Origin of the sequence: Clostridium sp. AF02-29 (genome assembly GCF_934835585.1) — a bacterium.
In the GTDB taxonomy this organism is placed as follows: Bacteria; Bacillota; Clostridia; order Lachnospirales; family Lachnospiraceae; genus Otoolea; species Otoolea fessa.
On the sequence record NZ_CAKVZK010000007.1, the window covers coordinates 47,542 to 72,926 of the forward strand.

22 protein-coding genes and 1 tRNA gene are annotated in these 25,385 nt (G+C 49.6%); 20 read left to right on the forward strand and 3 right to left on the reverse strand.

Going from position 1 to position 25,385, the window contains the following annotated elements:
* The first annotated feature begins 38 nt into the window (after nucleotides 1–38).
* Nucleotides 39–1,124 carry a 3-phosphoserine/phosphohydroxythreonine transaminase gene (serC, locus tag PUQ60_RS03250; protein WP_273379585.1) on the forward strand — a complete coding sequence of 362 codons (1,086 nt, stop codon included), beginning with the start codon at nucleotides 39–41 and terminating at the stop codon, nucleotides 1,122–1,124.
* A 140-nt stretch (nucleotides 1,125–1,264) separates the two neighbouring features.
* Complete coding sequence (locus tag PUQ60_RS03255; protein ID WP_273379583.1) at nucleotides 1,265–2,428, forward strand: phosphoglycerate dehydrogenase; 1,164 nt, start codon at nucleotides 1,265–1,267, stop codon at nucleotides 2,426–2,428.
* Between the two features lie 100 nt (nucleotides 2,429–2,528).
* Here the strand turns inward: PUQ60_RS03255 and PUQ60_RS03260 are convergent, their stop codons facing one another.
* Entirely contained in the window at nucleotides 2,529–3,791 is a 1,263-nt protein-coding gene (locus PUQ60_RS03260) for a M23 family metallopeptidase (RefSeq protein ID WP_273379581.1), read from the reverse strand.
* Between the two features lie 319 nt (nucleotides 3,792–4,110).
* Here PUQ60_RS03260 and PUQ60_RS03265 point away from each other — a divergent pair, with 319 nt between their 5' ends.
* The 4 genes from PUQ60_RS03265 to PUQ60_RS03280 all read left to right on the forward strand — a co-directional run bounded on the left by PUQ60_RS03265 (nucleotide 4,111) and on the right by PUQ60_RS03280 (nucleotide 5,899).
* Complete coding sequence (locus PUQ60_RS03265) at nucleotides 4,111–4,560, forward strand: PaaI family thioesterase (protein WP_182427970.1); 450 nt, start codon at nucleotides 4,111–4,113, stop codon at nucleotides 4,558–4,560.
* 78 nt (nucleotides 4,561–4,638) lie between these two features.
* A complete protein-coding gene (locus PUQ60_RS03270) occupies nucleotides 4,639–5,247 on the forward strand; it encodes a hypothetical protein (RefSeq protein ID WP_273379578.1) in 609 nt (202 codons plus the stop codon).
* Complete coding sequence (locus PUQ60_RS03275; protein WP_273400726.1) at nucleotides 5,248–5,481, forward strand: hypothetical protein; 234 nt, start codon at nucleotides 5,248–5,250, stop codon at nucleotides 5,479–5,481.
* A 25-nt stretch (nucleotides 5,482–5,506) separates the two neighbouring features.
* On the forward strand, nucleotides 5,507–5,899 hold the full coding sequence (locus PUQ60_RS03280) for a protein-export chaperone SecB (protein WP_273380574.1): 393 nt from the start codon (nucleotides 5,507–5,509) through the stop codon (nucleotides 5,897–5,899).
* Nucleotides 5,900–5,965: 66 nt separating this feature from the next.
* Here the strand turns inward: PUQ60_RS03280 and PUQ60_RS03285 are convergent, their stop codons facing one another.
* Nucleotides 5,966–6,778: an MBL fold metallo-hydrolase gene (locus PUQ60_RS03285; protein WP_273380572.1), complete on the reverse strand. Its 813-nt coding sequence runs from the start codon at nucleotides 6,776–6,778 to the stop codon at nucleotides 5,966–5,968.
* 313 nt (nucleotides 6,779–7,091) lie between these two features.
* Between PUQ60_RS03285 and PUQ60_RS03290 the strand changes: the two genes are divergently transcribed.
* A complete protein-coding gene (locus PUQ60_RS03290) occupies nucleotides 7,092–9,029 on the forward strand; it encodes a fructose-1,6-bisphosphatase (RefSeq protein WP_273380570.1) in 1,938 nt (645 codons plus the stop codon).
* 90 nt (nucleotides 9,030–9,119) lie between these two features.
* On the forward strand, nucleotides 9,120–9,620 hold the full coding sequence (locus PUQ60_RS03295) for a DUF1700 domain-containing protein (RefSeq protein WP_118469419.1): 501 nt from the start codon (nucleotides 9,120–9,122) through the stop codon (nucleotides 9,618–9,620).
* 182 nt (nucleotides 9,621–9,802) lie between these two features.
* Here the strand turns inward: PUQ60_RS03295 and PUQ60_RS03300 are convergent.
* Nucleotides 9,803–9,875: transfer RNA gene (locus tag PUQ60_RS03300), tRNA-Gln, on the reverse strand.
* Between the two features lie 276 nt (nucleotides 9,876–10,151).
* On the opposite strand from PUQ60_RS03300, the gene PUQ60_RS03305 reads away from it, so the two are divergent.
* The 12 genes from PUQ60_RS03305 (at nucleotide 10,152) to PUQ60_RS03360 (ending at nucleotide 25,230) form a co-directional block, all read left to right on the forward strand.
* A complete protein-coding gene (locus tag PUQ60_RS03305; RefSeq protein WP_273380576.1) occupies nucleotides 10,152–10,868 on the forward strand; it encodes an acyl-ACP thioesterase domain-containing protein in 717 nt (238 codons plus the stop codon).
* Nucleotides 10,869–11,003: 135 nt separating this feature from the next.
* On the forward strand, nucleotides 11,004–11,837 hold the full coding sequence (locus tag PUQ60_RS03310; protein ID WP_118523819.1) for a S1-like domain-containing RNA-binding protein: 834 nt from the start codon (nucleotides 11,004–11,006) through the stop codon (nucleotides 11,835–11,837).
* Nucleotides 11,838–11,858: 21 nt separating this feature from the next.
* On the forward strand, nucleotides 11,859–12,233 hold the full coding sequence (locus PUQ60_RS03315) for a RidA family protein (protein WP_022359883.1): 375 nt from the start codon (nucleotides 11,859–11,861) through the stop codon (nucleotides 12,231–12,233).
* Between the two features lie 293 nt (nucleotides 12,234–12,526).
* Nucleotides 12,527–13,615 (forward strand): helix-turn-helix domain-containing protein, encoded by a 1,089-nt coding sequence (locus PUQ60_RS03320; protein WP_107001479.1) that lies wholly within the window; start codon nucleotides 12,527–12,529, stop codon nucleotides 13,613–13,615.
* 79 nt (nucleotides 13,616–13,694) lie between these two features.
* Nucleotides 13,695–14,378, forward strand: a complete 684-nt coding sequence (ftsE, locus tag PUQ60_RS03325) for a cell division ATP-binding protein FtsE (protein ID WP_022359885.1) — start codon at nucleotides 13,695–13,697, stop codon at nucleotides 14,376–14,378.
* Nucleotides 14,368–15,276, forward strand: a complete 909-nt coding sequence (ftsX, locus tag PUQ60_RS03330; protein WP_022359886.1) for a permease-like cell division protein FtsX — start codon at nucleotides 14,368–14,370, stop codon at nucleotides 15,274–15,276. Before ftsE ends, ftsX begins: the two co-directional genes overlap by 11 nt.
* A gap of 67 nt (nucleotides 15,277–15,343) precedes the next feature.
* A complete protein-coding gene (locus tag PUQ60_RS03335; protein ID WP_273380565.1) occupies nucleotides 15,344–16,621 on the forward strand; it encodes a M23 family metallopeptidase in 1,278 nt (425 codons plus the stop codon).
* Nucleotides 16,622–16,692: 71 nt separating this feature from the next.
* Nucleotides 16,693–17,961, forward strand: a complete 1,269-nt coding sequence (locus PUQ60_RS03340; protein ID WP_118293417.1) for a S41 family peptidase — start codon at nucleotides 16,693–16,695, stop codon at nucleotides 17,959–17,961.
* 239 nt (nucleotides 17,962–18,200) lie between these two features.
* Nucleotides 18,201–18,830, forward strand: coding sequence for an aminoacyl-tRNA hydrolase (gene pth / locus PUQ60_RS03345; RefSeq protein WP_118469422.1), 630 nt, complete (start codon nucleotides 18,201–18,203; stop codon nucleotides 18,828–18,830).
* Nucleotides 18,827–22,357, forward strand: a complete 3,531-nt coding sequence (gene mfd, locus PUQ60_RS03350) for a transcription-repair coupling factor (RefSeq protein ID WP_273380561.1) — start codon at nucleotides 18,827–18,829, stop codon at nucleotides 22,355–22,357. The genes pth and mfd overlap by 4 nt, the downstream gene beginning before the upstream one ends.
* A gap of 408 nt (nucleotides 22,358–22,765) precedes the next feature.
* Complete coding sequence (tyrS, locus tag PUQ60_RS03355; RefSeq protein ID WP_273400729.1) at nucleotides 22,766–23,989, forward strand: tyrosine--tRNA ligase; 1,224 nt, start codon at nucleotides 22,766–22,768, stop codon at nucleotides 23,987–23,989.
* Nucleotides 23,990–24,312: 323 nt separating this feature from the next.
* Entirely contained in the window at nucleotides 24,313–25,230 is a 918-nt protein-coding gene (locus tag PUQ60_RS03360) for a phosphate ABC transporter substrate-binding protein (RefSeq protein ID WP_273392358.1), read from the forward strand.
* The last annotated feature ends 155 nt before the right edge of the window (nucleotides 25,231–25,385 follow it).

Below are 25,385 nucleotides of genomic sequence, written 5' to 3' on the forward strand. Positions count from 1 at the left end.
ATTATCACATTTTTGTGTAAGACAGGAGGAGATTTATTATGAGCAGAGTCTATAACTTTTCGGCAGGTCCGGCAGTGCTTCCGGAGGAGGTACTGAGAGAGGCAGCGGCAGAGATGCTGGATTACCAGGGCAGCGGTATGTCCGTCATGGAGATGAGCCACCGCTCCAAGGATTTCCAGGCCATCATTGATGAGGCAGAGAAGGATCTGCGCGAACTGATGCAGATTCCGGACAATTACAAAGTATTATTCGTACAGGGCGGCGGCAATATGCAGTTCGCCATGGTTCCGATGAACCTGTTCAAAAATAAGGTGGGGGATTACATCATCACCGGACAGTGGGCAAAGAAAGCATATCAGGAGGCAAAGATGTTTGGTACTGCCAACGCGATTGCATCCAGCGCTGACAAGAACTTTTCCTACATCCCGGATTGTTCGGACCTTCCGGTGGATGAGAACGCAGATTACGTGTATATCTGCTTAAATAACACTATTTACGGAACCGTATACCATGAGCTTCCGAACACCAAGGGCAAGACACTGGTAGCAGACATCTCCTCCTGTTTCCTGTCAGAGCCGATCGATGTGAGTAAGTTTGGTATTCTCTGGGGCGGTGTCCAGAAGAACGTAGGTCCGGCTGGTATGGCGATCGTCATCATCCGCGAGGATCTGATCACCGAGGATGTTCTTCCGGGAACACCAACCATGCTGCGCTACAAAACATACGCAGACAATGACTCTCTGTACAACACACCGCCTACATACACCATCTATATGTGCGGCAAGGTATTTAAATGGCTCAAGAAAATGGGCGGTTTAAGTGCCATGAAGGAGCGCAACGAGAAGAAGGCGAAGATCCTTTACGATTTCCTCGATGAGAGCAAGCTCTTCAAGGGTACCGTTGAGAAAAAGGATCGTTCCCTGATGAACGTACCGTTCGTCACCGGCGATGCAGATCTGGATGCCCTGTTTGTCAAGGAAGCCAAAGAGGCAGGTTTTGTGAACTTAAAAGGTCACCGTACCGTCGGTGGTATGCGTGCCAGCATCTACAATGCAATGCCGATCGAGGGCGTTGAGAAATTAGTTGCTTTCATGCGTGAATTTGAGAAAAAACATACAAATTAGTCAATTTTAAAATTTATGCCATTGCTGCGGCGAAAGGGAGGGGGAATCCGTTCCTTTCTGCTGCAGCAGTGGACTTTTTAAAACAAAAACAGCCCGCGTATGGGAAGATTTGAAATTTTGAAAGAAAAGAGAGTTAAAAAATGAGAAAAATCCATTGCCTGAATCCGATTTCCAAGCTGGGAACCGGTTTACTGACCGAAAATTATGAGATGACTGACAACCTGGCGGAGGCAGAGGGCATTCTGGTCCGCAGTGCTGCCATGCATGATCTGGAACTTCCGAAGGGACTGCGTGCCGTTGCACGTGCCGGAGCGGGCGTCAACAACATTCCGCTTGACAAGTGTGCGGAGGCTGGTGTTGTCGTATTCAATACACCGGGCGCCAATGCAAACGGTGTCAAAGAGCTGGTGCTGGCTGGCATGCTGCTGGGAGCCAGAGACGTAGTCGGCGGCATCGACTGGTGCAAAGAGCAGAAGGATAATGAAAATATCTCCAAAGATATGGAGAAGGCGAAAAAGAAATTTGCCGGTCATGAGATCCGCGGCAAAAAGCTTGGTGTTATCGGACTGGGCGCCATCGGCGCAGAGGTTGCAAACGCAGCTGCAGCGCTTGGCATGGAAGTATACGGCTATGACCCGTTCATTTCTGTCAAGGCAGCGTGGATGCTTTCCAGAGACGTAAAGCACATCACATCTGTTGATACGATCTATCAGGAATGCGATTACATCACCGTTCATGTACCGCTGCTTGACAGCACCCGCCAGATGATCAACAAAGACAGCCTGGGACAGATGAAGGACGGCGTGGTTATCTTAAACTTTGCGCGTGACCTTCTGGTAAATGACGACGATATGGCAGAGGCGCTGGCTTCCGGTCGTGTAAAACGCTATATCACCGATTTCCCGAATGCAAAAGTAATGCAGATGCCGAACATCATCGCAACCCCACATCTGGGCGCATCCACAGAAGAATCCGAGGATAACTGTGCCGTGATGGCAGTCAAAGAGCTGATGGATTACCTGGACAATGGTAATATCAAGAATTCCGTCAACTTCCCGAATTGCGATATGGGCGTGTGCACAACCGTAGGTCGTCTTGCACTTCTTCATAAGAACGTGCCGAACATGATCGGACAGATTTCCTCGATCCTGGCATCGACTGACATGAACATCGCAAACATGACGAACAAGAGCCGTGATAAATACGCTTATACGCTGGTTGATCTGGAGACCAAGGCAGACGCGGCGACGATTGAGAAGCTGAAAGCTATTCAGGGTATGATGCGCGTGCGCGTGATCAAATAATAAGTGAACATAAAAATGGCGGATTATATCGTATAAGGTAGTTCTGCTGAAAACAGCCGGAGAAAGTGTGGTTTTGGCGCACCTTTTTCGGCTGTTTTTGTCATTGGGTGGAAAATTGCTCAAGACTGGAGTCTTTCATTTCATAAACACGCGTCCACTCCTTAGTGCCATCTTTTTTGACAGTTTCGGAGCGGTTTATCGCCAGAAAACGGATCAGTTCATAGCAGTCAATCCAGATTTCGTTGTTTCCTTCTTTCTGGGATTCGTCAAAAATGAGCTGCAATCCGAAATGCAGATGCGGTTCAGCGATGTTGTTGGTGTTTTCAGTGCTGCTGTAGCCGGTGTGTCCGAGATAACCGATCACGTCTCCGGCGGTGACGAGGCTGCCCTCTTTCAGGTTTGACTGGTAGGGGTAGTCTTTGCGTAAATGTGCATAATAGTAGTATCGTTTCCCGTCAAAGCTGCGGATGCCGATGCGCCAGCCGCCGTACTGGTTCCAGCCGAGCGCCTCGACGCGCCCGGATTCCACAGCAATCACAGGCGTTCCCGTCTGCCCCATCATATCATGCCCGAGATGCCGTCTCCGGTAACCGTAGCTGCGGGAGACACCGAAATCGTCATAGTGGCTGTAGGGAAAGTTTTTCGCCAGTGGGAGAAACGCTTTCAGACCATATTTGGTAACCCAGACTTTTTCCTCACCGGAGGGAGTCAAGGGGACAGCGTCGGGATCGGAGAGAGTGGGGGCTGGGGGTTTGAGAGAAGTTTGTGTGTTGGATGAGGCTGAAGTTTCTGGTGAAGCTTGACTGGCTGAGTCGATTGTGTCTGTACCAGTTGTTGCTGCTGTTGTTGGTGGTGTCGTTGCGTAGGAAGTATTGGCAGCCGGATCCCCTTCCTGTATCTGCGCGTCCGCCAGTGCAAAAGCCGGTGCTTCCGATTTCGGAATCTCAATTTCATACAGTCCGACCATTCCATCCAGAACCGCGCCGTAAGCCTCACGATAATAGGCAAAAGAGGTCATATTTTTTGTCAATTCTTCCACTGTAACGCCATTTTGGAGCTGTTCGGCAGCTTCCGTCATATCGGACGCCTGATAATGTGAAAAATCGCCCCCGTAGCGCGCCCCCAGGTAGGCGAGCAGATCGACCCAGTTCAGGTGGAGATCCTGCTGGCAGGTATCAACATCATAGCGGAACGCCTGTGTCATGGCGTCGGCGGTTACATCGAAATCCACCCAGCGGATAAAATGTTCCGACGCATTCCCGACCGTGACCTGACGGCTGTTCGGACGCTGGAAGGACCAGCTGACAAAGAGCGCCGCAATGGCGCAGATTTCCAGTGCAATGATAACAGAACTTCGTTTCAAGACAGATCCCTCCTGTGCGATAGTATTTAAATGCGAAGCCACGGCAAATTCCGTTACTGGGCACGTATGCGTGAACAATAACATTTTTGCAATCTGATAAGATTGTATGAGAGGATGGGAGAAAGTATGAGTCCATCTTTGGAAAAATATGAGAAAAAGCGTTTGAGGCGAGGAAAAAGGATGGGCTGATTTAGGCAAACAGATTATACAAACAGATTATATAAGAGCGAAAAGTGATAGAAAAAATAGAAGAAAACAATAGATGATTCGCAGAGAGATAAAAAAGAGAGTAAATCATATGCACAAGGAGGTACATGAAATGGAAAAGAAGGAAGAAAAGAAAAAGCCGTCCGGCTCATTCTCAGAAGTCTGGGACAAGCGCGGACAGGAGACGGATGCAGCCAATGATTTCCGGAAGAAAATCGAGATGGAGATCACCGAGGCACGCCCGGGCTATGCAGTTGGAGAGATTGTATTGAAACCGTGGCATATGAATATCTTAGGTATCGTGCACGGCGGCGTCCTGTATTCACTGGCGGATACCGTGGGTGGCACCGCAGCGATGACCGGGCGCGACTACGCAGTCCCGACCGTGGATGGCACGATCCATTATCTGAAAGCTGGAAAAAACACATCCAAAATCATCGCCCGGGCGCAGGAAATACAGAATGGTTATGCATTTTCGGTGTGCGAATGCAAGATTTATGATGATAAGGAGACGCTGCTGGCATCGGCAACGATGACGTATTATCATTTGAGGAAGAGGTAGAAGAAAAACTTGTAGCATATCATAAATTATGCTATGATTTGAATAGTAAATAATAGATTATACAACAGGATAATTAATATGGATGTAAAATATGTAGAAATGACGGGCTATCATGGAACCATATCAAAATATGCAGATAGCATTGCAAAATATGGATTAGATCCGGATAAGACACATAAAAGACCAGATCATTGGTTAGGTCAAGGTGTTTATCTTTTCGAAGATTTTGATCTTGCAAGATGGTGGGCAGATACCATGGCAGGAAAGCTATATAATGCTGGAAATTTTCCGATTGTTTATCAAACGCAGATTCGAACATCCAAAGAAAAAATTTTAAATTTGGATAATCATAAGGAGTATAATCGGTTTATAGATCGAATTTTAAAGATGCAAAATGAGATTGAGAGTAATGATGAGGGAAAAGTCCCTATTTTTGACCGAGAAAAACAGAGAGCGGTGTATTTTGATTATTACAAAGCAAAATATCAGATTTCAGTGATTATCTATACATTTAGCAAAGAGTGTGCAACATATGGTACGTTTCGTAAAGGCTCTGATTTAGCACGACAGATAGAATTGCAAAGGGCATTGGGACTTGCATATCATGAAAAACAGATTTGTGTATCCAAGAAAGAATGTATAAAAAACATAGAAGTACTGTATAATGGAGAAGATGAGGTGATTTAAATGTTTGACAAAGAACTGTTTTACGCTTTGTGTAACCAATACGGTGTGGAACTGAGTGACAAATATGATAAACCTATGTTAAAAACGGATGATGGTATAAGAGAACTCGTAGAGCAGGATGTGAGAGACCTTCTTCCTCAGTATCAGGGTACTGTTTCTTATAGGAATGATGGAAATACTTATAAGATTGAAACAAGTTGTATGTATGTACCTCAGGAACTTATGATTGCGTAATAGGACGGGGAGGAGTCAGACAACAATGAGGATTACAACAAATTATGAAAGTCCCTTAGTGTTAAAAAATATTATGATTACGGATGGAATCTTTAAACGGACCGAGGATTCATTAGAAAACGTAGAACTGAGGGTAAATGTCGCACATAATATTGAACAGCTTTCCGAAGTGGAATATAAAATCACATTGGAATTAAGTGTAGCAGATCCAGAGGGAAAATTATCTGTGTTTGTAAAAGGTATGGCAGTGTTTGAAACAGAACAAGAAAATAAAATGTTGATCGAACGTAATACCATTGCAATCATGTTTCCATATTTTCGCAGCTATGTTTCAACATTAACTACACAGCCAGGTATGACGCCGATTGTTCTTCCAGCTATGAACATTGTGGCGATGCTTGCACAGAAAAATGAATAATTAGAACCGGTGTTTTGCATACAAAAAGTATGTGAAATGCCGGTTCTTTCTATATAAATTCAGAAGCTACAGCTCTATCACACTCCCATCCTCCGGTACCAGCAAATCCCCATGATAATAGGCTTCCCCTTCAGCGCGGTACAAAGCAGCGCGTTCCGGATAAGTCTTATCTTCAGTGTGCCACAGAATCAAATGCCGCGCACCGAGGCGTTCGGCGAGTTCGCAGGCATCTTTGACGGTGCTGTGGTGTTTTTCATAAGGGGAGAAGATTTCCCGGTCGCGGTAGAGGCAGAAGGCTTCGTGGAAGAGCCAGTCGGCGCCACTGGCAAATTCTTCGCAGAGCGGGTTCAGCGGTTCGTCGCCCGGGCAGCAGACGATCTTGCCGTCCGGCAGCACGGCGCGGAAGCCGAACTGGCGCGCCTTGGTCGAATGAATGTCAAAGAAGGTGACTTTCATATCGAGAATCTGCCGGGTTTCGCGGTCAGAAACCGGGATGAGCTGGATCGGATCGCCGATCAGGTCGCAGAATTTCTTCTGGAGTGTCAGGCGGCAGAAGGTCTGAATCGTATCGATCAGCCCGTCGTGGCAGTAAATATGAAAAATTCCCTCATAATTTCCCTTTTTGATGGCAGTGCCAATCATCCGGATCATCCAGATCACGCCGAGAATGTGGTCGGTGTGTTCGTGTGTCACGAAGAGATGATGGATGCGGTTTAATGGAACCTGCATTTCTTCCAGAATCCGCAGGATGCCATTGCCGCCGCCGGCGTCTGTCATGAAATATTCCTCGCCGGAGCGGATGGCGAAGCAGGTATTATAATAACGTGTCATCGTGGCGTTTCCGGTGCCAAACACGTAGAGAGTGTGTGGTTGCGTCATGAGTATTCCTCCTGTGTTTATGTATATTGTAAAAGAATGTAATTACAGTGATTGAGTTATGTAAACTACACTGCTGTATAAAATATTATGTAAATTAAACGGCTATTCATGTATTATGCAAATAATAGAAATGAGCAGATTGCATGAACAAACGGGTAAAAATATATTTTGACCCTGATCTGAATCTATGCTACTATAAATCTATCAAAAAGGCAAATGCAATGTAGATAATGTGCCGTTTACCCAAAGCGAGCGCGACGATAACGAGTCACGACAATATCCGGGCAGACAGCGCAGTTTGGGAGCTGATAACATGAGGGATTTAGCATATTTGAAGCTGCTTTCGCGGGAGTATCCGAATATCCGGGCGGCGGCGAGTGATATTATTAATTTACAGGCAATCTGTGGACTTCCGAAGGGCACGGAATATTTTTTCAGTGACCTGCACGGTGAGCATGAGGCGTTTATTTATCTGCTCCGCAGTTCGTCGGGTATTATCCGGGAGAAGATCCGCGAGACATTTGGACATATTATTTCGGAGGAGGACGAGGTACGGCTGGCGAACCTTATCTATTATCCGGAAAAAATGATCAATCAGATCAAACAGGCGAACGAATACACGGAGGACTGGCAGAAGACGGCGGTGTACCGTCTGGTGCAGATCTGCCGGGAGGTTTCGTCGAAATACACCCGTTCCAAGGTGAGAAAAAAGATGCCGAAGGAATTTTCGGGTGTGATCGATGAGCTTTTATATGTCGATAATACCGATGACAATAAGACGGAGTATTACAGCGAACTCATCAATACCCTGATTGACGTCCGGGTGGCGGACAGCTTTATTGTCGTGATCTGCAGCCTGATTCGGAGTCTGACGATCGATAATCTTCATATCCTGGGCGATATATTTGACCGTGGTCCGAGACCGGATATCATTCTGGAGGAACTGATGCATTTCCATGATGTGGATATCCAGTGGGGCAATCATGATATTTCGTGGATGGGCGCGGCGACGGGCAACCGGGCGTGTATCTGCAATGTTTTGCGTATGGCGCTCGGTTACAATGGATTTGATGTATTGGAGGACGGCTACGGAATTAACCTGCGCCCGCTGTCGATGTTTGCGGAGCGCGTGTACCGGGACGATCCGTGTACCTGTTTTCTGCCGCAGATTCTTGACAAAAATATTTACGACGCAGTGGATCCGAAGCTGGCGGCGAAGATGCACAAGGCGATCGCGGTGTTACAGTATAAGGAAGAGGGGCAGATCATCAAGCGCCATCCGGAGTACGGGATGGAAGAGCGGATACTTCTGTCAGCGATTCGTTATGACCGCGGCACGGTCACGATCGATGGAAAAGAGTATCCGATGCGCGACATGAATTTCCCGACGGTGGATCCGGCGGATCCGCTGCGGCTGACGGACGAAGAGGAAGAGCTGCTTCACACGCTGGAGCTGTCGTTCCGCCACAATGCGCGGCTGCATGAGCATGTCCGTTTCCTATATTCCAACGGAAGCATGTATAAATGCTGCAATTCCAACCTGCTCTATCACGGCTGTATCCCGATGACGGAGAATCGGGAATTTGACGGTCTGATGGTGGGTGGCAGGATGTACCGCGGCAAGGAATTGATGGATTTTATTGACACACAGGTTAAAAATGCCTATTTTCTTCCAGAGGACGCGCCGGAGAAGGAGGCGTGCCGCGATTTTATGTGGTATCTGTGGAATGGTGCGAAATCGCCGGTATTTGGAAAGGACAAAAACCGCAGCTTTGAGCATTATTTCATCGAGGATCCAGAAGTGATGAGAGAGACGATGAACCCGTATTACCAGCTCAGTGAGGAAGAAGAGACCTGCGATATGATTTTGAAGGAATTTGGACTTCCGACGAAGGGATCGCATATCATCAACGGGCATATGCCGGTGAAGATTAAGAGTGGAGAGACACCGATCCGGGCTGGCGGCAAGCTCTTTATCATTGACGGCGGGCTGTCGAAAGCCTACCAGGAGCGGACGGGAATCGCCGGATATACGTTGATTTTCAATTCGCACCATCTCGCGCTTGCGGAACACAAGCCATTTGACCCGGAGCGCGAGCGGACGCCGAAGGTATATATTGTGGAGAAAATGCAGAAGCGCATCACAGTGGCGGATACCGACGAGGGCAAGGAGCTGGCGGGCCGCATCGAGGATCTGAAAGAGCTCTTGAAAGCGTACCGGAGCGGACTTTTGAAAGAGCGCGTGCGCTGAGGCAGTTGAAAGGGACGGGAACTGGAAGCTTGTTTCTTTCGGCTGGGTGAAACGGGAGAAACGGGACGGTTTGAAGAATAAGGAGACAAGATGAGAAAGACAGAGTTTTTACAGGAGCTTCGGGAGGCACTGGACGGCGAGGTTTCGGCTTCAGTCATCCAGAGCAACATAAGCTATTACGATCAGTATATCCGCCAGGAGGCGGCGAAAGGGCGCAGGGAGGAAGAAGTGATCGAGGAGATCGGCAGCCCACGCCTGATTGCGAAAACCATTATCGACAGCAGCGAGGGCGCCGGGGAGACCGGCCAGGGCGGTTCGTACACTTCGGGAGACGCTGCCGGGAGCGGGCGCACAGCGTCCTCCTACAACGGCGGTTTTTCGGAGCGGGACGACAGCGGTCTGCCGCCGAACTTCCATTACATCGATTTGAACAAATGGTACTGGAAGGTAATTCTCAGCGTGGTGGTTATCGCGATCTTATTTGTGCTGTTTGCACTGGTCGGAGGTATTTTCACCATCCTGATTCATCTGGCGGGACCGATTCTTCTGATTTGGCTGATCTATACATTTATTAAGAATATTTGGAAATAGAAAAGAACCCCTGCCGCCGGCTGTGAGGGATGACCGGAGCGGGGGTTCTTTTCTTGTTTTCTCGCAAACATATGGAGGTTTATTGAGTTGAAAAATGTTGTATTATGGAACATTTCAGAGGGAGTTTCCATAATACAAAAAAGCACTTGTCATGCCGTCTTTGGCAAACAAATGCTTTTTAGCTGGGCTACAAGGATTCGAACCTTGAAAATGACGGAGTCAGAGTCCGTTGCCTTACCATTTGGCGATAGCCCAATGAATTGAACGATTTGTATTATACTGTAAGGAAACAGATTCGTCAACCACTTTTTTCGCTTTTTTGATAATTTTTTTTGTTTAGGCGGCTGCTGTGGCAGAAACCGCGCCATGCGTCCGGCAAATTCTGCAATATTCTGGGTCTGTAAGTAGACAACGTGGTTCGAATCGGATATAATGAGTTTCATGACAGAATGTTAAGGCAGTATAGGACGAAACGGCAGATGGCGGATGCGCGGAGATGGTGCGGGGAGCCGGAAAGGAAAAGAGAGCGATATGTATACATTTGACAGCCGGGTCCGGTACAGTGAGACGGATGAAGAGGGAAATCTTTCTGTGGTGGGAATCATGAATTATCTTCAGGATTGTTCGACGTTTCAGTCGGAGGATCTGAAACTCGGGATTTCCTATCTGAATGAGGAAAAACGGGCGTGGTGGCTGAGCGGATGGCAGATAGAGATTCTCAGACAGCCGCATTTTGGCGAGCGGATCCGTATTTCGACCTGGCCGTATGGGTTTAAGGGAATCTATGGCTACCGGAATTTCACGATCGAGGATGAGATGGGAAACCCGCTGGTGCGGGCGGATTCGACCTGGTTTTACTACGATCTGGAAAAAGGATGCCCGGTGCGGGTGCCGGAAAGCCAGTTGGAGGGCTACCAGATTGAAGATAAACCGCTTGCAATGCCGCCAGCGCCGAAGAAAATCCGCCTGCCTGAGACGTATGAGACGGCGGCGCCGGTCACGGTGGAACGCCATCATCTCGATACGAACCGGCACGTGAACAATGCACAGTATGTGGCGATTGCGCGTGAATTGCTGCCTGTGGACTTTGCACTCGGAGACCTGCGGGTGGAGTACCGGAAGGCGGCAGTGCTTGGGGATGTGATGTACCCGAAGCTGGCGCAGGTGCCGGAAGGATACGTGGTATCGCTGCAGGATGCGGAAGGTCAGGTGTATGCGAATTTGTGGCTGGCAAAGACTGGTTTGTAAAGAGTTTGTATGTAGCAGTGAAGAAACTGAATCATTGCAGCCGAAGAAAGATTCGGCGTGGATTGTCTGCCAGTGAATGAAAAATGCAACCGTTAAATAAAAAAAGAGATCGGCAGAAAAGAGAGGACGAATGACATGATTGAACTGGGAAGAGTACAGGAACTGATGGTAGTGCGGGAGAAAAACTTCGGCGTGTATCTGGGACAGAAGAAAGATGACGCGGCGGCGGTCCTGCTTCCGAAGAAACAGGTGCCGGAGGGCACAAAAGTGGGCGATAAGCTCAAGGTATTTATTTATAAAGATTCCGAGGATCGCCTGATTGCGACAACCTCGATGCCGAAGCTGGAACTGGGCGGGACGGCGGTTTTGAAGGTCAAGGATGTATCGAAGATCGGCGCCTTTCTCGATATGGGGCTGGAAAAAGATCTGCTGCTCCCGTTTAAAGAGCAGGTATATCCGGTTCGCGCCGGGGAAGAGTGCCTGGTAGCGCTGTATATCGATAAGAGCGGTCGTCTGGCGGCGACGATGAAGGTATATTCGTATCTTTGCAGCGATGCGCCGTACAAGAAGGACGAGTGGACCGAGGGACGCGTCTATGAGATTAATGAAAATCTGGGCGTGTTCGTGGCAGTGGCAGACCGCTATTTCGGTCTGATTCCGAACCGTGAGCTGTATAGAAAATGCCGTCTGGGCGAGGTTTTAAAGGTACGCGTGACGAAGGTGCGCGAGGATGGAAAAATGGATTTGAGCCTGCGCGAGGTGGCGTACCGTCAGATGAATGCGGATGCCGAGGCGGTGCTGGCACGTCTGAAAGAAAAAAATGGCGTTCTGCCGTTCAATGACCGCGTGGAGCCGGAGATTATCCGCCGCGAATTTAATCTAAGCAAAAACGCGTTCAAGCGTGCGGTTGGACACCTTTTAAAAGAAGGAAAAGTAGAAGTAAACGAAGATTCTATCCGTTTAAAATAAAAGACAAAGGAGAGATTTGACATGAAGAAAGTAATCAGTACAACCAATGCACCGGCAGCGATCGGCCCGTATTCCCAGGCAATCGAGGTAAATGGAATGGTATTTGCATCTGGTCAGATTCCGGTCAATCCGGCAACCGGCGAGATCCCGGAGGGAATCGAGGCTCAGGCAGAGCAGGTTTTAAACAATGTAAAGAATCTTCTGGCGGCAGCAGGTGCTTCCATGGAGCAGGTTGTAAAGACCACCGTATTTATCCAGAACATGGATGATTTCGGAAAAGTAAATGAAATCTATGCGAAATATTTCGAGGGCGCATGCCCGGCACGTTCCTGCGTCGAGGTATCTAAACTTCCGAAGGGCGTCCTGATGGAGATGGAAGCGATCGCAGCAAAATAAGAATGAATCGCATATTTGGAAAATTTCGCCGGAAAAACAAGTTCCAGTCTGTGAAAATCCCGGCGTGTGAGGGCAAAATGACGAAAAAATTCACTTTTTTTCGTCCGCCCTCTTTTTTTTTTCGTCACTTTGCTTTAAAATAGAGGGAAAGATCCGTCCAAGATTCAGATGGGGAACGGTTATGGTCCACAGGCACAGATTGCCGGAGGGGTAACAAACGGGTTTGGGGAATGACAGGTTGAAAGACCCGGAAACACAGCTGGACGGAGGATAAAAGAAAAGGAGAGAGGAATATGATTTCGAACCAGATACTCCAGACAAACATTGAGGGGTTAAAAGGAATTACGCGTGTCGATCTCTGTATCTGTGATACGGAAGGCAAGGTGCTGGCATCCACATTTACTGGCGCTGAGGAATATGAGAGTGCAATTCTGGCTTTCGTAGACTCTCCGGCGGACAGCCAGGTGATACAGGGATATCAGTTTTTCAAGGTGTTTGACGATCACCAGTTAGAATATATACTTCTTGCCAAGGGCGGAAGCGACGACGTATACATGGTCGGCAAGATGGCGGCATTTCAGGTTCAGAACCTGCTGGTAGCTTATAAGGAGCGCTTTGACAAGGACAATTTTATCAAGAACCTGCTGCTTGACAACCTGCTTCTGGTTGACATTTATAACCGTGCGAAAAAGCTGCACATCGAGACGAACGTCAAGCGGATCGTATTTATCATCGAGACGCAGCATGAGAAGGATGTGAATGCACTTGAGACCGTCCGCAGCCTGTTCTCGACCAAGACGAAGGATTTCATCACGGCAGTGGATGAGAAGAACATTATTCTAGTCAAGGAAGTGAAGCCGGGCGAGACTTACGACGATCTGGAAAAGACAGCCACATCGATCGTAGATATGCTCAATACCGAGTCCCTGACACGTGTCAGCGTGGCATTCGGTACGATCGTCAACGAGATCAAGGACGTATCGCGTTCTTATAAAGAGGCGAAGATGGCGCTGGATGTAGGAAAGATTTTCTACAGCAGCAAAAATGTGGTCGCATACAGCAAGCTGGGAATCGGACGTCTGATCTATCAGCTGCCGCTGCCGCTGTGCCGGATGTTTATCAAGGAGATTTTTGATGGCAAATCGCCGGATGAGTTTGATGAGGAGACTCTTACGACAATCAACAAGTTCTTCGAGAACAGCCTGAACGTATCAGAGACTTCCCGACAGCTTTACATCCATCGCAATACACTGGTATACCGTCTGGATAAGCTCCAGAAGAGCACGGGATTGGATCTGCGGGTGTTTGAGGATGCGATCACATTTAAGATTGCCCTGATGGTTGTAAAATATATGAAATACATGGAAAACCTGGATTATTAAGCCAAATTGCTGTGGCGGGGAGGAAGATTGCCTTTGCCGCAGCAATTTCATTTGGAGAATTGAAAAAGAGGATTTACGCATGATAGAGGTTAAAAATCTCACCAAGACGTACAAGACGGGGAATAAAGCCTTAAAGGGAATCAATATTCAGATTCAGGACGGCGAGTTTGTTTTCATTATGGGACGAAGCGGCTCCGGCAAATCGACGCTTTTAAAGCTTCTTTTGAAGGAGCTGGAGCCGACTTCTGGCCAGATTATCGTCAACGATATGGATCTGGAAAAGATGCCGAGGCGCTACATCCCGAAGTACCGCAGACGGCTGGGAATGGTGTTTCAGGATTTCCGTCTGTTGAAGGATAAAACAGTATATGAAAATGTCGCGTTTGCACAGCGGGTCATCGGCGTATCGCCCCGTGAGATTAAGAAAAATGTGCCGGAAATGCTCCGACTGGTAGGGCTTTCTTCAAAATATAAAGCATACCCGAACCAGCTCTCGGGCGGCGAGCAGCAGCGTGTTGCGATTGCCCGTGCGCTGATTAACTCGCCGGAGATACTTCTGGCGGACGAGCCGACGGGAAACCTGGATGTACATAATTCCATGGAGATCATGGAGCTTCTGGAGGAGATAAACCGGCGCGGGACGACGGTGCTTGTGGTAACGCACAGCCGGGAGATCGTAGCAGAGATGGGAAAACGTGTGATCACGCTGACGCGCGGCGTGCTGACGGGAGATCAAAAAGGCGGTATCTGGCATGAAAATTAGTACATTGATTTACTGCACCAAAGAGGGCATGCGCAATATCATCCGGAATATCTGGTTTTCACTGGCGTCGGTGGCGATTATTTCGGCATGTATTTTCCTGTTCTGTATGTTTTTTGGCTTGATTGCCAACGTACAGTATATGGTGCGGAATGCAGAATCTACAGTAGGAATCACGGTTTTCTTCAATGAAGATATGAGTGAGGACGATATACAGAAAATCGGGGATGAGATACGCGCCCGCGATGAGGTCAAGGAAGTAAAGTATGTTTCTGCCGAGGAGGCATGGGAGAATTTTAAGAAAGAATATTTTAAGGGAGTCGAGGATCTGGCAGAAGGATTTGCGGATGACAACCCGTTAGCCGGTTCGGCGTCCTACGAGATCTATCTGAAAGACATTGACATGCAGGATGACATGGTTGCATGGCTTGGCACGGTGCAGGGAATCCGGAAGATCAATTATTCGAGCGATACGGCGTCCGGGCTTTCGAGCTTCAACAAGATGCTGGGACTTTTGTCGGCGGTGATCATCGCTATTCTGCTGGCAGTTGCTATCTTCCTTATCAGCAATACGATCACGACGGCAGCTGCATTTAGACGGGAGGAAAACCGGATCATGCGCCTGATCGGTGCGACGAATTTCATGATCCGTGCGCCGTTCGTTGTACAGGGTGTGATGATCGGTCTGGTTGGCGCGCTGATTCCGCTGGCGATCACGTATTTTCTGTACCGCCAGGCGGTTGTATATATGATGGAACGGTTTGATATCTTGTCGAACCTGATTGAATTTATCCCGATTCAGACCATTTTCCCGAGCATGGTAGCCGTGGCGATGGCGCTGGGCGTGGGAATCGGTTTTGTCGGAAGTTTCTTTACGATCCGCAGACATTTAAAGGTGTAAGAAACATTGGCGGCTGCTGTAGGAGAATGCGGCGGCAGCGGAAATTTGCGGTAAAAAGGATGAGAACATGAAAAAACAGGGATTAAAAATACGTGCGGCTCTGTTCCTTGTGACGGCGGCGCTGGCGTCTTCCCCAGTGCTGACCTCGGTGGCGGCAGCGACGAAAAAGGATGTAAGCAGCGCCAAGGATAAGAAAAGCGCCCTGGAACAGGAGAAAAAGAAGACCGAGGAGGCGATCAAAAGCCTTCAGGGTCTGAAAAGTAACACCGAGAGCTATGTCAAGGAGCTGGACACGAAGATGAATGATCTGCAGTCGCAGGTCACGAAGCTGGAAAATAATATTTCCAGCAAGCAGAAAAGCATCGATGAGACGGCGGTAAAGCTGGAAGAAGCGCAGAAAACTGAAAAAAAGCAGTATGCTTCGATGAAAATGCGTATCAAATATATGTATGAGAAGGGCGACAGCAGCTACTTAAATCTGCTTCTGGAAGCCCGTTCGCTCTCGGAGCTTTTAAACCGGGCAGAGTATGTTTCAAAGATTTCGGAGTATGACCGGAAGATGCTCGACCAGTATGTGGCGACGAAAGAGTCCATCGCGGACAGCAAGAAAAAGCTGGAGACGGAGAAGGCAGAGCTGCAGGAGATGAAGACGCAGACGGAGGCAAAGCAGGATTCAGTTCAGCTTCTCCTGAATGAGAAAAATAAAGAACTCCAGAACGTCAACGCGCAGATCGGCGAGAAATCAGCGCAGGCGAAGGCGTATGAGGACGATATCAAGGCGCAGGAAGCCAAGATCGCGCAGATGGAGGCGGAGATTAAGAAGAAGGAAGCGGAAGAGGCGGCGAAAAAAGCGGCAGAGGAAGCTGCCAGAAAAGCCGCCGCAGCGGGAAAGACGAATAATTCGACCGCGAAAGGGAATACTGGCAGTACGACTACCACTTCGACGGGAAGTTCTTCGCTGCGCTGGCCGTGCCCTGCAAGCGGACGCATTACATCTGGATACGGAAAACGTAAATCACCGACGGCGGGCGCGTCCTCGAACCATAAGGGCATTGATATCAGCGCTTCGACCGGCAGCAGCATCGTGGCAGCCGCCGGAGGAACGGTTTCGATTGCAACCTATAGTTATTCGGCTGGAAATTATGTTGTGATCAACCATGGAAATGGACTTTCAACCGTGTATATGCACTGTTCCCAGCTTCTGGTATCGGCAGGGGATACGGTAAAAGCCGGACAGACGATCGCGAAGGTAGGTTCGACCGGATATTCGACAGGTTCTCATCTGCATTTTGCAGTCCGCAAGAACGGAAGTTATGTAAACCCTTCGAGCTATGTAAGTCCGTAGTGCGGAAAGTATCAGGTGGCTGCAAAAGATGAAATCCGGAAGGAATAGACAGGAATCAGGAGGCATAAGAGATGGACAGTAAAAATAAATTCTGGCGCGGTGTGATGGTCGGTGTGCTGGTGACAGCACTGGTGTGTCTGATCACGGTCGGTGCTTCGGCGGGTATTTACATGTTTGGACGCCGTGTGATCGATAACCAGACACAGGTACAGGTACAGACCGAGGGAACACCGTCGCAGGCACAGGAGCCGGTCAATTTTGAGAATGTCACGAAAAAGCTGGAACAGATACAGGATATTATCGATAAAAAGTACCTGTTTGAGGAAAAAATTGATACATCCGAGGAGGAAGCCGGCATTTATCAGGGCTTTTTGAGTGGTTTAAATGATCCGTATGCGGTTTACTATACGCCGGACGAGCTGACAAGCTTCCTGGATGAGACAAATGGTTCTTACTGCGGCATCGGTGCTCTGGTATCCCAGAATGTCCAGACCGGCGTCAGCACGATCGTGCGCGTCTTTGAGGGCAGTCCGGCCGAGGAGGCGGGCATCCTTCCGGGTGATGCGCTTTATAAGGTAGACGGCACCGAGGTGATTGGCATGGATCTGTCGCTTCTGGTCAATAATTACGTCAAGGGCGAGGAAGGCAGCCAGCTGACGATCACGGTTTATCGTGAAAATAGCGGCGAGTACAAGGATATCACCCTGACCCGCCGACCGATCGATGTGCAGACGGTGTCAGGCAAGATGCTGGATGAAGAGATCGGATATATTTCCGTTGCGGAGTTTGACCGTGTGACTGCCGATCAGTTTAAATCCAAGATCGAGGAACTGCAGGGCGAGGGCATGAAGCGCCTGATCATCGATCTGCGGAACAATCCGGGCGGCGAGGTGACGACGGTTGTCTCAATGGCGGATTATATCCTGAAGGATGGCGGACGGATCCTGACCGTGGCAAATAAGAAGGGCACGGAGGAGACATACGACGCTGAGGATGGACACAGCCTGGAGATCCCGATGGTTGTGCTGGTAAATGGCAATTCCGCCAGCGCGTCGGAGGTATTTACCGGTGCGATGAAGGATTACGGCGTGGCGACGATCGTCGGAACGAAGACTTTCGGTAAAGGTATCGTTCAGACGCTGATGCCGCTTTCGGATGGAAGCGCGATCAAGCTGACGACCGACCATTATTATACGCCGAATGGAAATGATATCCATGGAAAAGGCATCGAGCCGGATCTCGAGGTGGAGCTGGATGAAGAGGCGGCGCAGGAAGTCGTGATTCCAGAGGAGAAGGATAATCAGCTGCAGAAGGCGGTTGAGGTTGTGAAGGGAAAGTAACTTCTTATTTACACGACCCCAAAACTTACGGCACTTTCGGTTCCAAAAGTGCCTATCCGTGAACAGTAACTTTAAAAGTATCGAGAAAAATAAGTGCGTTAGATCCTGAAATAGCTTGAAAAAGTGGCAGTTTCAGGATTTAACGCTTAAAGTCGTGTCTGTTTTGGCTTTTTGAGAAAGACGATGAGTGAAGAATCTGGTATTTTTGATACTATAGAAAAAGAGGGAGAAATAGAATTATGTATGTAATTGCAGGACTTGGAAATCCGGGAAGAGAATATGAGGGAACCCGCCACAATGTGGGATTTATGACGCTGGATGCGCTGGCGGACAAGTATAACATTGATGTCCGGGAGAAAGCATTTAAGGGACTGATCGGAAAAGGCGTGATCGAGGGAAATAAGGTCATTCTGGTAAAGCCGCAGACGTATATGAATCTGAGCGGCGAGTGCATCCGTCAGGTGATGGATTATTATAAGGTAGATCCATCGGAGTTTATCGTGATTTATGACGATATCAGCCTGGTTCCGGGCGGCATCCGGATCCGCAAAAAAGGCAGCGCGGGCGGCCACAATGGAATCAAAAATATCATCGCCCATCTGGGAACGCAGGAATTTCCACGCGTGCGGATCGGTGTGGGCGAGAAGCCGGCGCGCATGGATCTGGCAGACTATGTGCTGGGACATTTTCCGAAAGAGGAAACCGAAACGATGACGACGGCGTTTAAGGACGGTGCGGCGGCAGTCGTGGATATGATGACAGAGGGCGTTGAGGCGGCGATGAACCATTTTAACGGCGCGGCGCGCGGGGAGAAGGAGAAGCTAGAGAAGCAGAAGGCGGAGAGGAAGGAGGAAGTCAAGACACAATGAGCGATTTATTTGCAAATCCGTTAGAGGAGATGATCGAGTTCCAGGATCTCAAGACGGATTTACAGCGCGGGCAGGGACCGCTTCTTGTCACGGGATGCCTGGATTCGCAGAAGGTGCATCTGCTGTCCGAGCTTTCGGATCTGACGCCCTGGAAGTTGATTGTCACCTACGATGATTCGAGGGCGCGGGAGATCTGTGAGGATTACCGGTGCTTTGATACGGATATTTCGCTGTACCCGGCGAGGGATCTGCTGTTTTATACGTCGGATATCCACGGAAACCTGCTGACGAAACAGCGGATTCAGGTCATGCGGCGGGTCCTGGAGAGTTCCGGCGGCGTGGTGGTCACGACGATCGACGGGCTGATGGAACATCTGCTGCCGCTTGCGTGGATGAAAGAGCGGAGTCTCACGATCGGGACAGAAGATGTGGTCGAGGTCGGGAAGCTGACGCACGCCCTGGCGGAAATGGGATATGAGAAGCTCGCGCAGGTTGAGGGATCAGGGCAGTTTTCGGTGCGCGGCGGTATCATTGACATTTTCCCGCTGACGGAGGAGGTGCCGTACCGGATCGAGCTGTGGGGCGACGAGGTCGATTCAATCCGTACCTTCGACCCGGAAAGCCAGCGCTCGATCGAGCAGGTGGACGAGGCAGTGATCTATCCGGCGACGGAGATGGCGCTGACGCCGGAGCAGATTCAGGATGGAACCGAGGCGATCGAGAAAGACCGCAGGAAATACGTGAAAAAGCTCCGGGATGCCATGAAGACGGAAGAGGCGTACCGGATGGATTCGGCTGTCTCGGAGGTCTTAGAGGGGCTTCGCGAGGGCTTCCGGGTGCATGGGCTGGGAAGCTATATCCGGTATTTCTGCAAGGAAACGGTATCGTTTTTAAACTATTTTCCAGTCGATGAGCTGACGATTTTCCTGGATGAGCCGCTGCGCTTGAAGGAAAAAGCAGAGACGACCGAGACGGAGTTCCGGGAGAGCATGTCGCACCGTCTCGAGGGCGGCTATCTGCTTCCGGGGCAGACTTCCTTCCTCTATTCGGCGAAGGAGACGCTGGCGATGGCAATGCGTCCGCGCACTCTTTTACTGCTGGGGCTGGATCAGAAGCTCTCCGGCATGACGGTTAAGAAAAAATACAGTCTGAGCGTTAAAAATGTCAATTCCTACCAGAATGGATTTGAGCTTTTAATCAGCGATCTGGCGCGCTGGAAGAAGGAAAAATACCGGGTGGTATTGCTGGCTGGTTCGCGGACGCGCGCGAGCCGTCTGGCGGGCGATCTGCGGGAGTATGATTTAAGCGCCTTCTGCCCGGATGAGGGCGAAAACACCGTGAAACCGGGTGAAATCCTGGTGACTTACGGAAAGCTGCATCGGGGATTTGAATATCCGCTGATTAAGTTCGTCGTGATCACCGAGGGAGACATGTTCGGCGGCGGACGGGGGCGGAAAAAGAAGAAAAAGACCTCCTACCAGGGTAAGAAAATCCAGAGCTTTTCCGAGCTTTCGATCGGCGATTATGTGGTGCATGAGAGCCACGGACTCGGCATTTACCGGGGCATTGAGAAGATCGAGCAGGACAAGGTCGTCAAGGATTACATCAAGATTGAGTACCGCGACGGCGGTAATCTCTACCTTCCGGCGACACGCCTGGAGGGAATCCAGAAATATGCCGGTTCGGATGCCAGGACGCCGAAGCTCAATAAACTGGGCGGAATGGAATGGAATAAGACGAAGAGCAAGGTGCGCGGTGCGGTCCGTGATATTGCAAAGGATCTCGTCGAGCTTTATGCAGCGCGTCAGCGGAGCGAGGGCTACCAGTATGGCCCGGATACGGTCTGGCAGAGGGAATTTGAGGAAATGTTCCCGTTTGAGGAGACGGAGGATCAGCTGGAGGCGATCGAGGCGACAAAAAAAGACATGGAAAGCCGCCGCATCATGGACCGCCTGATCTGCGGCGACGTTGGATACGGCAAGACGGAGATCGCGCTCCGGGCGGCATTTAAGGCGATTCAGGAGGGTAAGCAGGTTGTGTATTTGGTGCCGACCACAATTTTGGCGCAGCAGCATTACAATACCTTTGTGCAGAGGATGAAGGATTTCCCAGTGCGGGTCGATATGCTGTCGCGTTTCCGCACGGCGGGCGAGCAGAAAAAAACGCTGGAAGATCTGAAAAAAGGGCAGGTGGACGTCGTGATCGGAACGCACCGCGTCCTTTCTAAGGATGTTGTCTTTAAAAATCTGGGGCTTCTGATCATCGATGAGGAACAGCGCTTCGGCGTGGCACATAAGGAAAAGATCAAGAAACTAAAGGAAAATGTAGACGTTCTGACGCTGACGGCGACGCCGATTCCGCGTACCCTGCATATGAGTCTCATTGGCATCCGGGATATGAGTGTCCTGGAGGAACCGCCGGTGGACCGCCTGCCGATTCAGACCTACGTCATGGAGTACAACGACGAGATGGTGCGCGAGGCGATTCACAGGGAGCTGGCGCGGGGCGGACAGGTATATTATGTCTACAACCGTGTCAATAACATCGACGAGGTGGCAAACCATGTGGCGGCTCTGGTGCCGGAGGCAAACGTCGTGTTCGCCCACGGGCAGATGCACGAACATGAATTGGAAAAAATTATGCTGGATTTCGTCGAGGGCAATATCGACGTTCTGGTGTCCACGACCATCATTGAGACGGGACTGGACATTCCGAATGCGAACACGATCATCATCCACGACGCCGACCGGCTGGGGCTGTCGCAGCTCTACCAGATCCGCGGTCGCGTCGGACGTTCCGGGCGGACTTCGTATGCGTTTCTCATGTACCGGCGCGACAAGCTGCTGCGTGAGGAGGCGGAAAAACGTCTGCAGGCGATCCGTGAATTTACGGAGCTGGGAAGCGGTATCAAGATTGCGATGCGCGATCTGGAGCTGCGCGGCGCCGGAAATCTTCTGGGCGCGGAACAGCATGGCCACATGCAGGCGGTCGGCTATGACCTGTACTGCAAGCTCTTAAACGAGGCGGTGCTGGCACTTCGCGGTGAGAACGAAGCCGAGGACTTCGAGACGGTGGTGGACTGCGACATCGACGCGTATATTCCGCCGTCCTACATCCGCAATGAATATCAGAAACTCGACGTTTACAAGCGGATTTCCGGTATTGAGAACCAGGAAGAGTACATGGATATGCAGGATGAGCTGATCGACCGCTTTGGCGAGATTCCACGTTCGGTGGAGAACCTGTTAAAGATCGCCGATCTAAAAGCGCTTGCTCATCAGGCGGGTGTCGTGGAGGTCGATGTAAAGAAGCAGGATATCACGATTCAGATGTACCAGAAAGCCGATCTGGACGTTTCCGGCATTCCGGCGCTGATGGAGAAATATAAGGGCACGCTGACCTTCAGGACGGGTGATGTGCCGTCGTTCTATTACCGCGATGTGCGGCAGAAACATACGGACTGCGAGACGATGCTTGTGAAGGCGCGGGAGATTCTTTCCGGGCTGGCGGCGCTGGCGAAGAAATAAAAGGTCTCTTGACAAATAATAAAATTCGCTTATAATACAGAATATACTCAATAACCTTATAAAGGCGATGAAGGGAACAAGTAGAGATCCGTAGGGGAGCGCACAGAAAGCAGCCGGATGATGAGAGGCACGCGTAAACTGGATATTCGAATACATCCCGGAGCTTCGCACCGAAGAATCTGAAATCCGATCCGATGGAGGAGCTGCATGAAAATGTGCGGCGGTTGATTTGGTAGGCTGCGACGTGAGAGACACACGTTATCCGGTCGCGGTATCAGAAGATACCGGCAGAGGCAGATAGGCGCGAACTATCTGTGAACAAAGGTGGTAACACGGGAATTTTGCCCCGTCCTTTTTGGAGGACGGGGTTTTTTGTACCCCAAATTTTAATAAAGGAGTAGAGAGAAGATGCAGATTTACGAAGAATTAGTAGCCAGAGGCCTGATCGCCCAGGTTACAAACGAAGAAGAGATCAAAAAACTGGTCAACGAAGGAAAAGCTGTTTTCTATATCGGTTTTGACCCGACCGCAGACAGCCTTCATGTAGGTCATTTCATGGCACTGTGCCTGATGAAACGTCTGCAGATGGCAGGCAACAAGCCGATCGCATTACTTGGCGGCGGCACCGGCATGATCGGCGATCCGTCCGGACGTACGGATATGCGCCAGATGCTGACACCGGAGACGATCCAGCACAACTGCGACTGCTTCAAAAAGCAGATGAGCCGTTTCATCGATTTCTCCGATGACAAGGCGCTCTTAGTCAACAACGCAGAGTGGCTGATGAATCTGAATTATGTAAACTTACTGCGCGAGGTTGGACCGCATTTCAGTGTCAACCGCATGCTGACGGCTGAGTGCTATAAGCAGAGAATGGAGAGAGGTTTAAGCTTCTTAGAGTTCAACTACATGATCATGCAGAGCTACGATTTCTACATGCTGTACCAGAAATACGGCTGCAACATGCAGTTCGGCGGCGACGATCAGTGGAGCAATATGTTAGGCGGTACCGAGCTGATCCGCAGAAAGCTTGGCAAGGACGCACACGCGATGACTATCACCCTGCTGTTAAACTCCGAGGGCAAGAAGATGGGCAAGACCCAGTCCGGCGCTGTATGGCTGGATCCGAACAAGACCTCCCCGTTCGAGTTCTACCAGTACTGGAGAAACGTCGCTGACGCGGACGTATTAAAATGCCTGCGTATGCTGACATTCCTGCCGCTTGAGGAAATCGATGAGATGGATAAATGGGAAGGCAGCCAGTTAAATACTGCAAAAGAGATCCTGGCTTACGAGCTGACCAAGCTGGTACACGGCGAGGAAGAGGCTGAGAAGGCACAGGCAGCAGCGAAAGCACTGTTTTCCAGCGGAAATGCAGCGAATATGCCGACCTACGAGCTGATGGAGGATGATTTCAACGGTGATGAGATCGATATTCTCTCCATCCTGCAGAAATCCGGTCTGGCTCCGTCACGTTCTGAGGCAAGAAGAAATGTCGAGCAGGGCGGCGTATCTGTAGACGGAAACCAGGTAAAGGATGTTAAGGCAGTCTTTACGAAGGATCAGCTTTCCGGCGAAGGAATGGTTGTCAAGAGAGGTAAGAAAAACTTTAAGAAGGTTGTTCTGAAGTAGGATGTCTGGGGAAATTCACCTGTCTTGTTTGAGAGCAGAATGAAACTCAGTATAAAAATCAGAATCACGCCGCCGGCGATCTCTGCCCGGGCTTTCAAACAAAGCCCGAAGAGATGTCCGGCGGCGGTTCTGATCATGGAGAGAAACAGAGCAGATCAGAAACCATATCTTACATTCACTCCCACAAAAATTACCCAAATTTTACATAAACGATACCAAAACATGATTTCTGTAAATCCAGGAATCTTTTATACTGCGTACTGTAAGAAATCAAGGATAAAAAACTCTGAGAGAAAAAAGAGAGAGGAAAGAGGAATTTTATTATGAAGAAAAATGTTCAGAAAGCAATCGCAGTATTAGGAGCAGCCGTTCTGGCAACTGGAATGGTAGGATGTGGTTCCAGCAATACAAATACAAGTGCAGCAGACACAAGCGCAGACAGCAGCGCAGCTGAAAGTGATGCAGCAGCAGATACAACCGAGAACAGCGCAGATGCAAAAAATTTGAGTGGTTCTATCACCCTGGCAGGTTCCACTTCGATGGAAAAATTTGCAAATGCACTGGCAGAAACATTCATGGAGAAATATCCGAACGTGACCGTACAGGCTGAATTTACCGGCTCTTCCGCAGGTATCGAGTCCGTGCTGGCAGGTCAGTGTGATGTCGGTGATTCTTCCAGAGCATTAAAGGATGATGAGAAAGCAAAAGGTGCCGTTGAAAATATCGTAGCTATCGATGGTATCGCCGTTGTCGTTGACCCGTCCAACGCGGTAGATGGTCTGAGCAAGGATGACCTGACCGGCATTTACGACGGAAGCATCACAAACTGGAAAGATGTAGGCGGCAGCGATATGCCGATTGTCGTAGTCGGACGGGAAGCAGGTTCCGGTACAAGAGGCGCATTTGAGGAGCTTCTGGGTCTGGAAGATGCCTGCAAATATGCGAATGAGCTGGATTCCACCGGTGCAGTTATGGCAAAAGTAGCATCCACACCGGGTTCCATTGGATACGTTTCCCTGGATGTAGTCGATGATACCGTTAAGGCAGTTAAACTGGATGATGTAGAGCCGACTGAGGAGAACATCAAGGCAGGCAGCTATTTCTTAAGCCGTCCATTCGTTATGGCAACCAAGGGAGAAATTTCTGAGCAGAACGAGCTGGTACAGGCACTGTTTGACTATGTATACTCTGCAGAAGGCGATGACCTGATTAAATCTGTAGGTCTGATTACTACGAAGTAAGAAACTGCATCGGAATTTGTGAATGTGGATAAAATTACCGGTGGAAACAGGTAAGGATAGAAAAAACAGAAATTCACGAATATACACAATATTGAATAGATTCAAACAATATCGAGTCGCTTGCAGTCAAGCCGCAGAAAGGAAACTCTGCTTTG

Coding starts and splice junctions, on each gene's coding strand:
- PUQ60_RS03285 (WP_273380572.1), bottom strand. CDS start 6,778: ATGACGCAACCACACACTCTCTACGTGTTTGGCACCGGAAACGCCACG.
- tyrS (WP_273400729.1), top strand. CDS start 22,766: ATGCAGATTTACGAAGAATTAGTAGCCAGAGGCCTGATCGCCCAGGTT.
- PUQ60_RS03255 (WP_273379583.1), top strand. CDS start 1,265: ATGAGAAAAATCCATTGCCTGAATCCGATTTCCAAGCTGGGAACCGGT.
- PUQ60_RS03265 (WP_182427970.1), top strand. CDS start 4,111: ATGGAAAAGAAGGAAGAAAAGAAAAAGCCGTCCGGCTCATTCTCAGAA.
- PUQ60_RS03270 (WP_273379578.1), top strand. CDS start 4,639: ATGGATGTAAAATATGTAGAAATGACGGGCTATCATGGAACCATATCA.
- PUQ60_RS03340 (WP_118293417.1), top strand. CDS start 16,693: ATGGACAGTAAAAATAAATTCTGGCGCGGTGTGATGGTCGGTGTGCTG.
- PUQ60_RS03295 (WP_118469419.1), top strand. CDS start 9,120: ATGAGAAAGACAGAGTTTTTACAGGAGCTTCGGGAGGCACTGGACGGC.
- serC (WP_273379585.1), top strand. CDS start 39: ATGAGCAGAGTCTATAACTTTTCGGCAGGTCCGGCAGTGCTTCCGGAG.
- PUQ60_RS03305 (WP_273380576.1), top strand. CDS start 10,152: ATGTATACATTTGACAGCCGGGTCCGGTACAGTGAGACGGATGAAGAG.
- PUQ60_RS03275 (WP_273400726.1), top strand. CDS start 5,248: ATGTTTGACAAAGAACTGTTTTACGCTTTGTGTAACCAATACGGTGTG.
- PUQ60_RS03335 (WP_273380565.1), top strand. CDS start 15,344: ATGAAAAAACAGGGATTAAAAATACGTGCGGCTCTGTTCCTTGTGACG.
- PUQ60_RS03290 (WP_273380570.1), top strand. CDS start 7,092: ATGAGGGATTTAGCATATTTGAAGCTGCTTTCGCGGGAGTATCCGAAT.
- PUQ60_RS03280 (WP_273380574.1), top strand. CDS start 5,507: ATGAGGATTACAACAAATTATGAAAGTCCCTTAGTGTTAAAAAATATT.
- ftsX (WP_022359886.1), top strand. CDS start 14,368: ATGAAAATTAGTACATTGATTTACTGCACCAAAGAGGGCATGCGCAAT.
- mfd (WP_273380561.1), top strand. CDS start 18,827: ATGAGCGATTTATTTGCAAATCCGTTAGAGGAGATGATCGAGTTCCAG.
- PUQ60_RS03320 (WP_107001479.1), top strand. CDS start 12,527: ATGATTTCGAACCAGATACTCCAGACAAACATTGAGGGGTTAAAAGGA.
- PUQ60_RS03310 (WP_118523819.1), top strand. CDS start 11,004: ATGATTGAACTGGGAAGAGTACAGGAACTGATGGTAGTGCGGGAGAAA.
- ftsE (WP_022359885.1), top strand. CDS start 13,695: ATGATAGAGGTTAAAAATCTCACCAAGACGTACAAGACGGGGAATAAA.
- PUQ60_RS03315 (WP_022359883.1), top strand. CDS start 11,859: ATGAAGAAAGTAATCAGTACAACCAATGCACCGGCAGCGATCGGCCCG.
- PUQ60_RS03360 (WP_273392358.1), top strand. CDS start 24,313: ATGAAGAAAAATGTTCAGAAAGCAATCGCAGTATTAGGAGCAGCCGTT.
- pth (WP_118469422.1), top strand. CDS start 18,201: ATGTATGTAATTGCAGGACTTGGAAATCCGGGAAGAGAATATGAGGGA.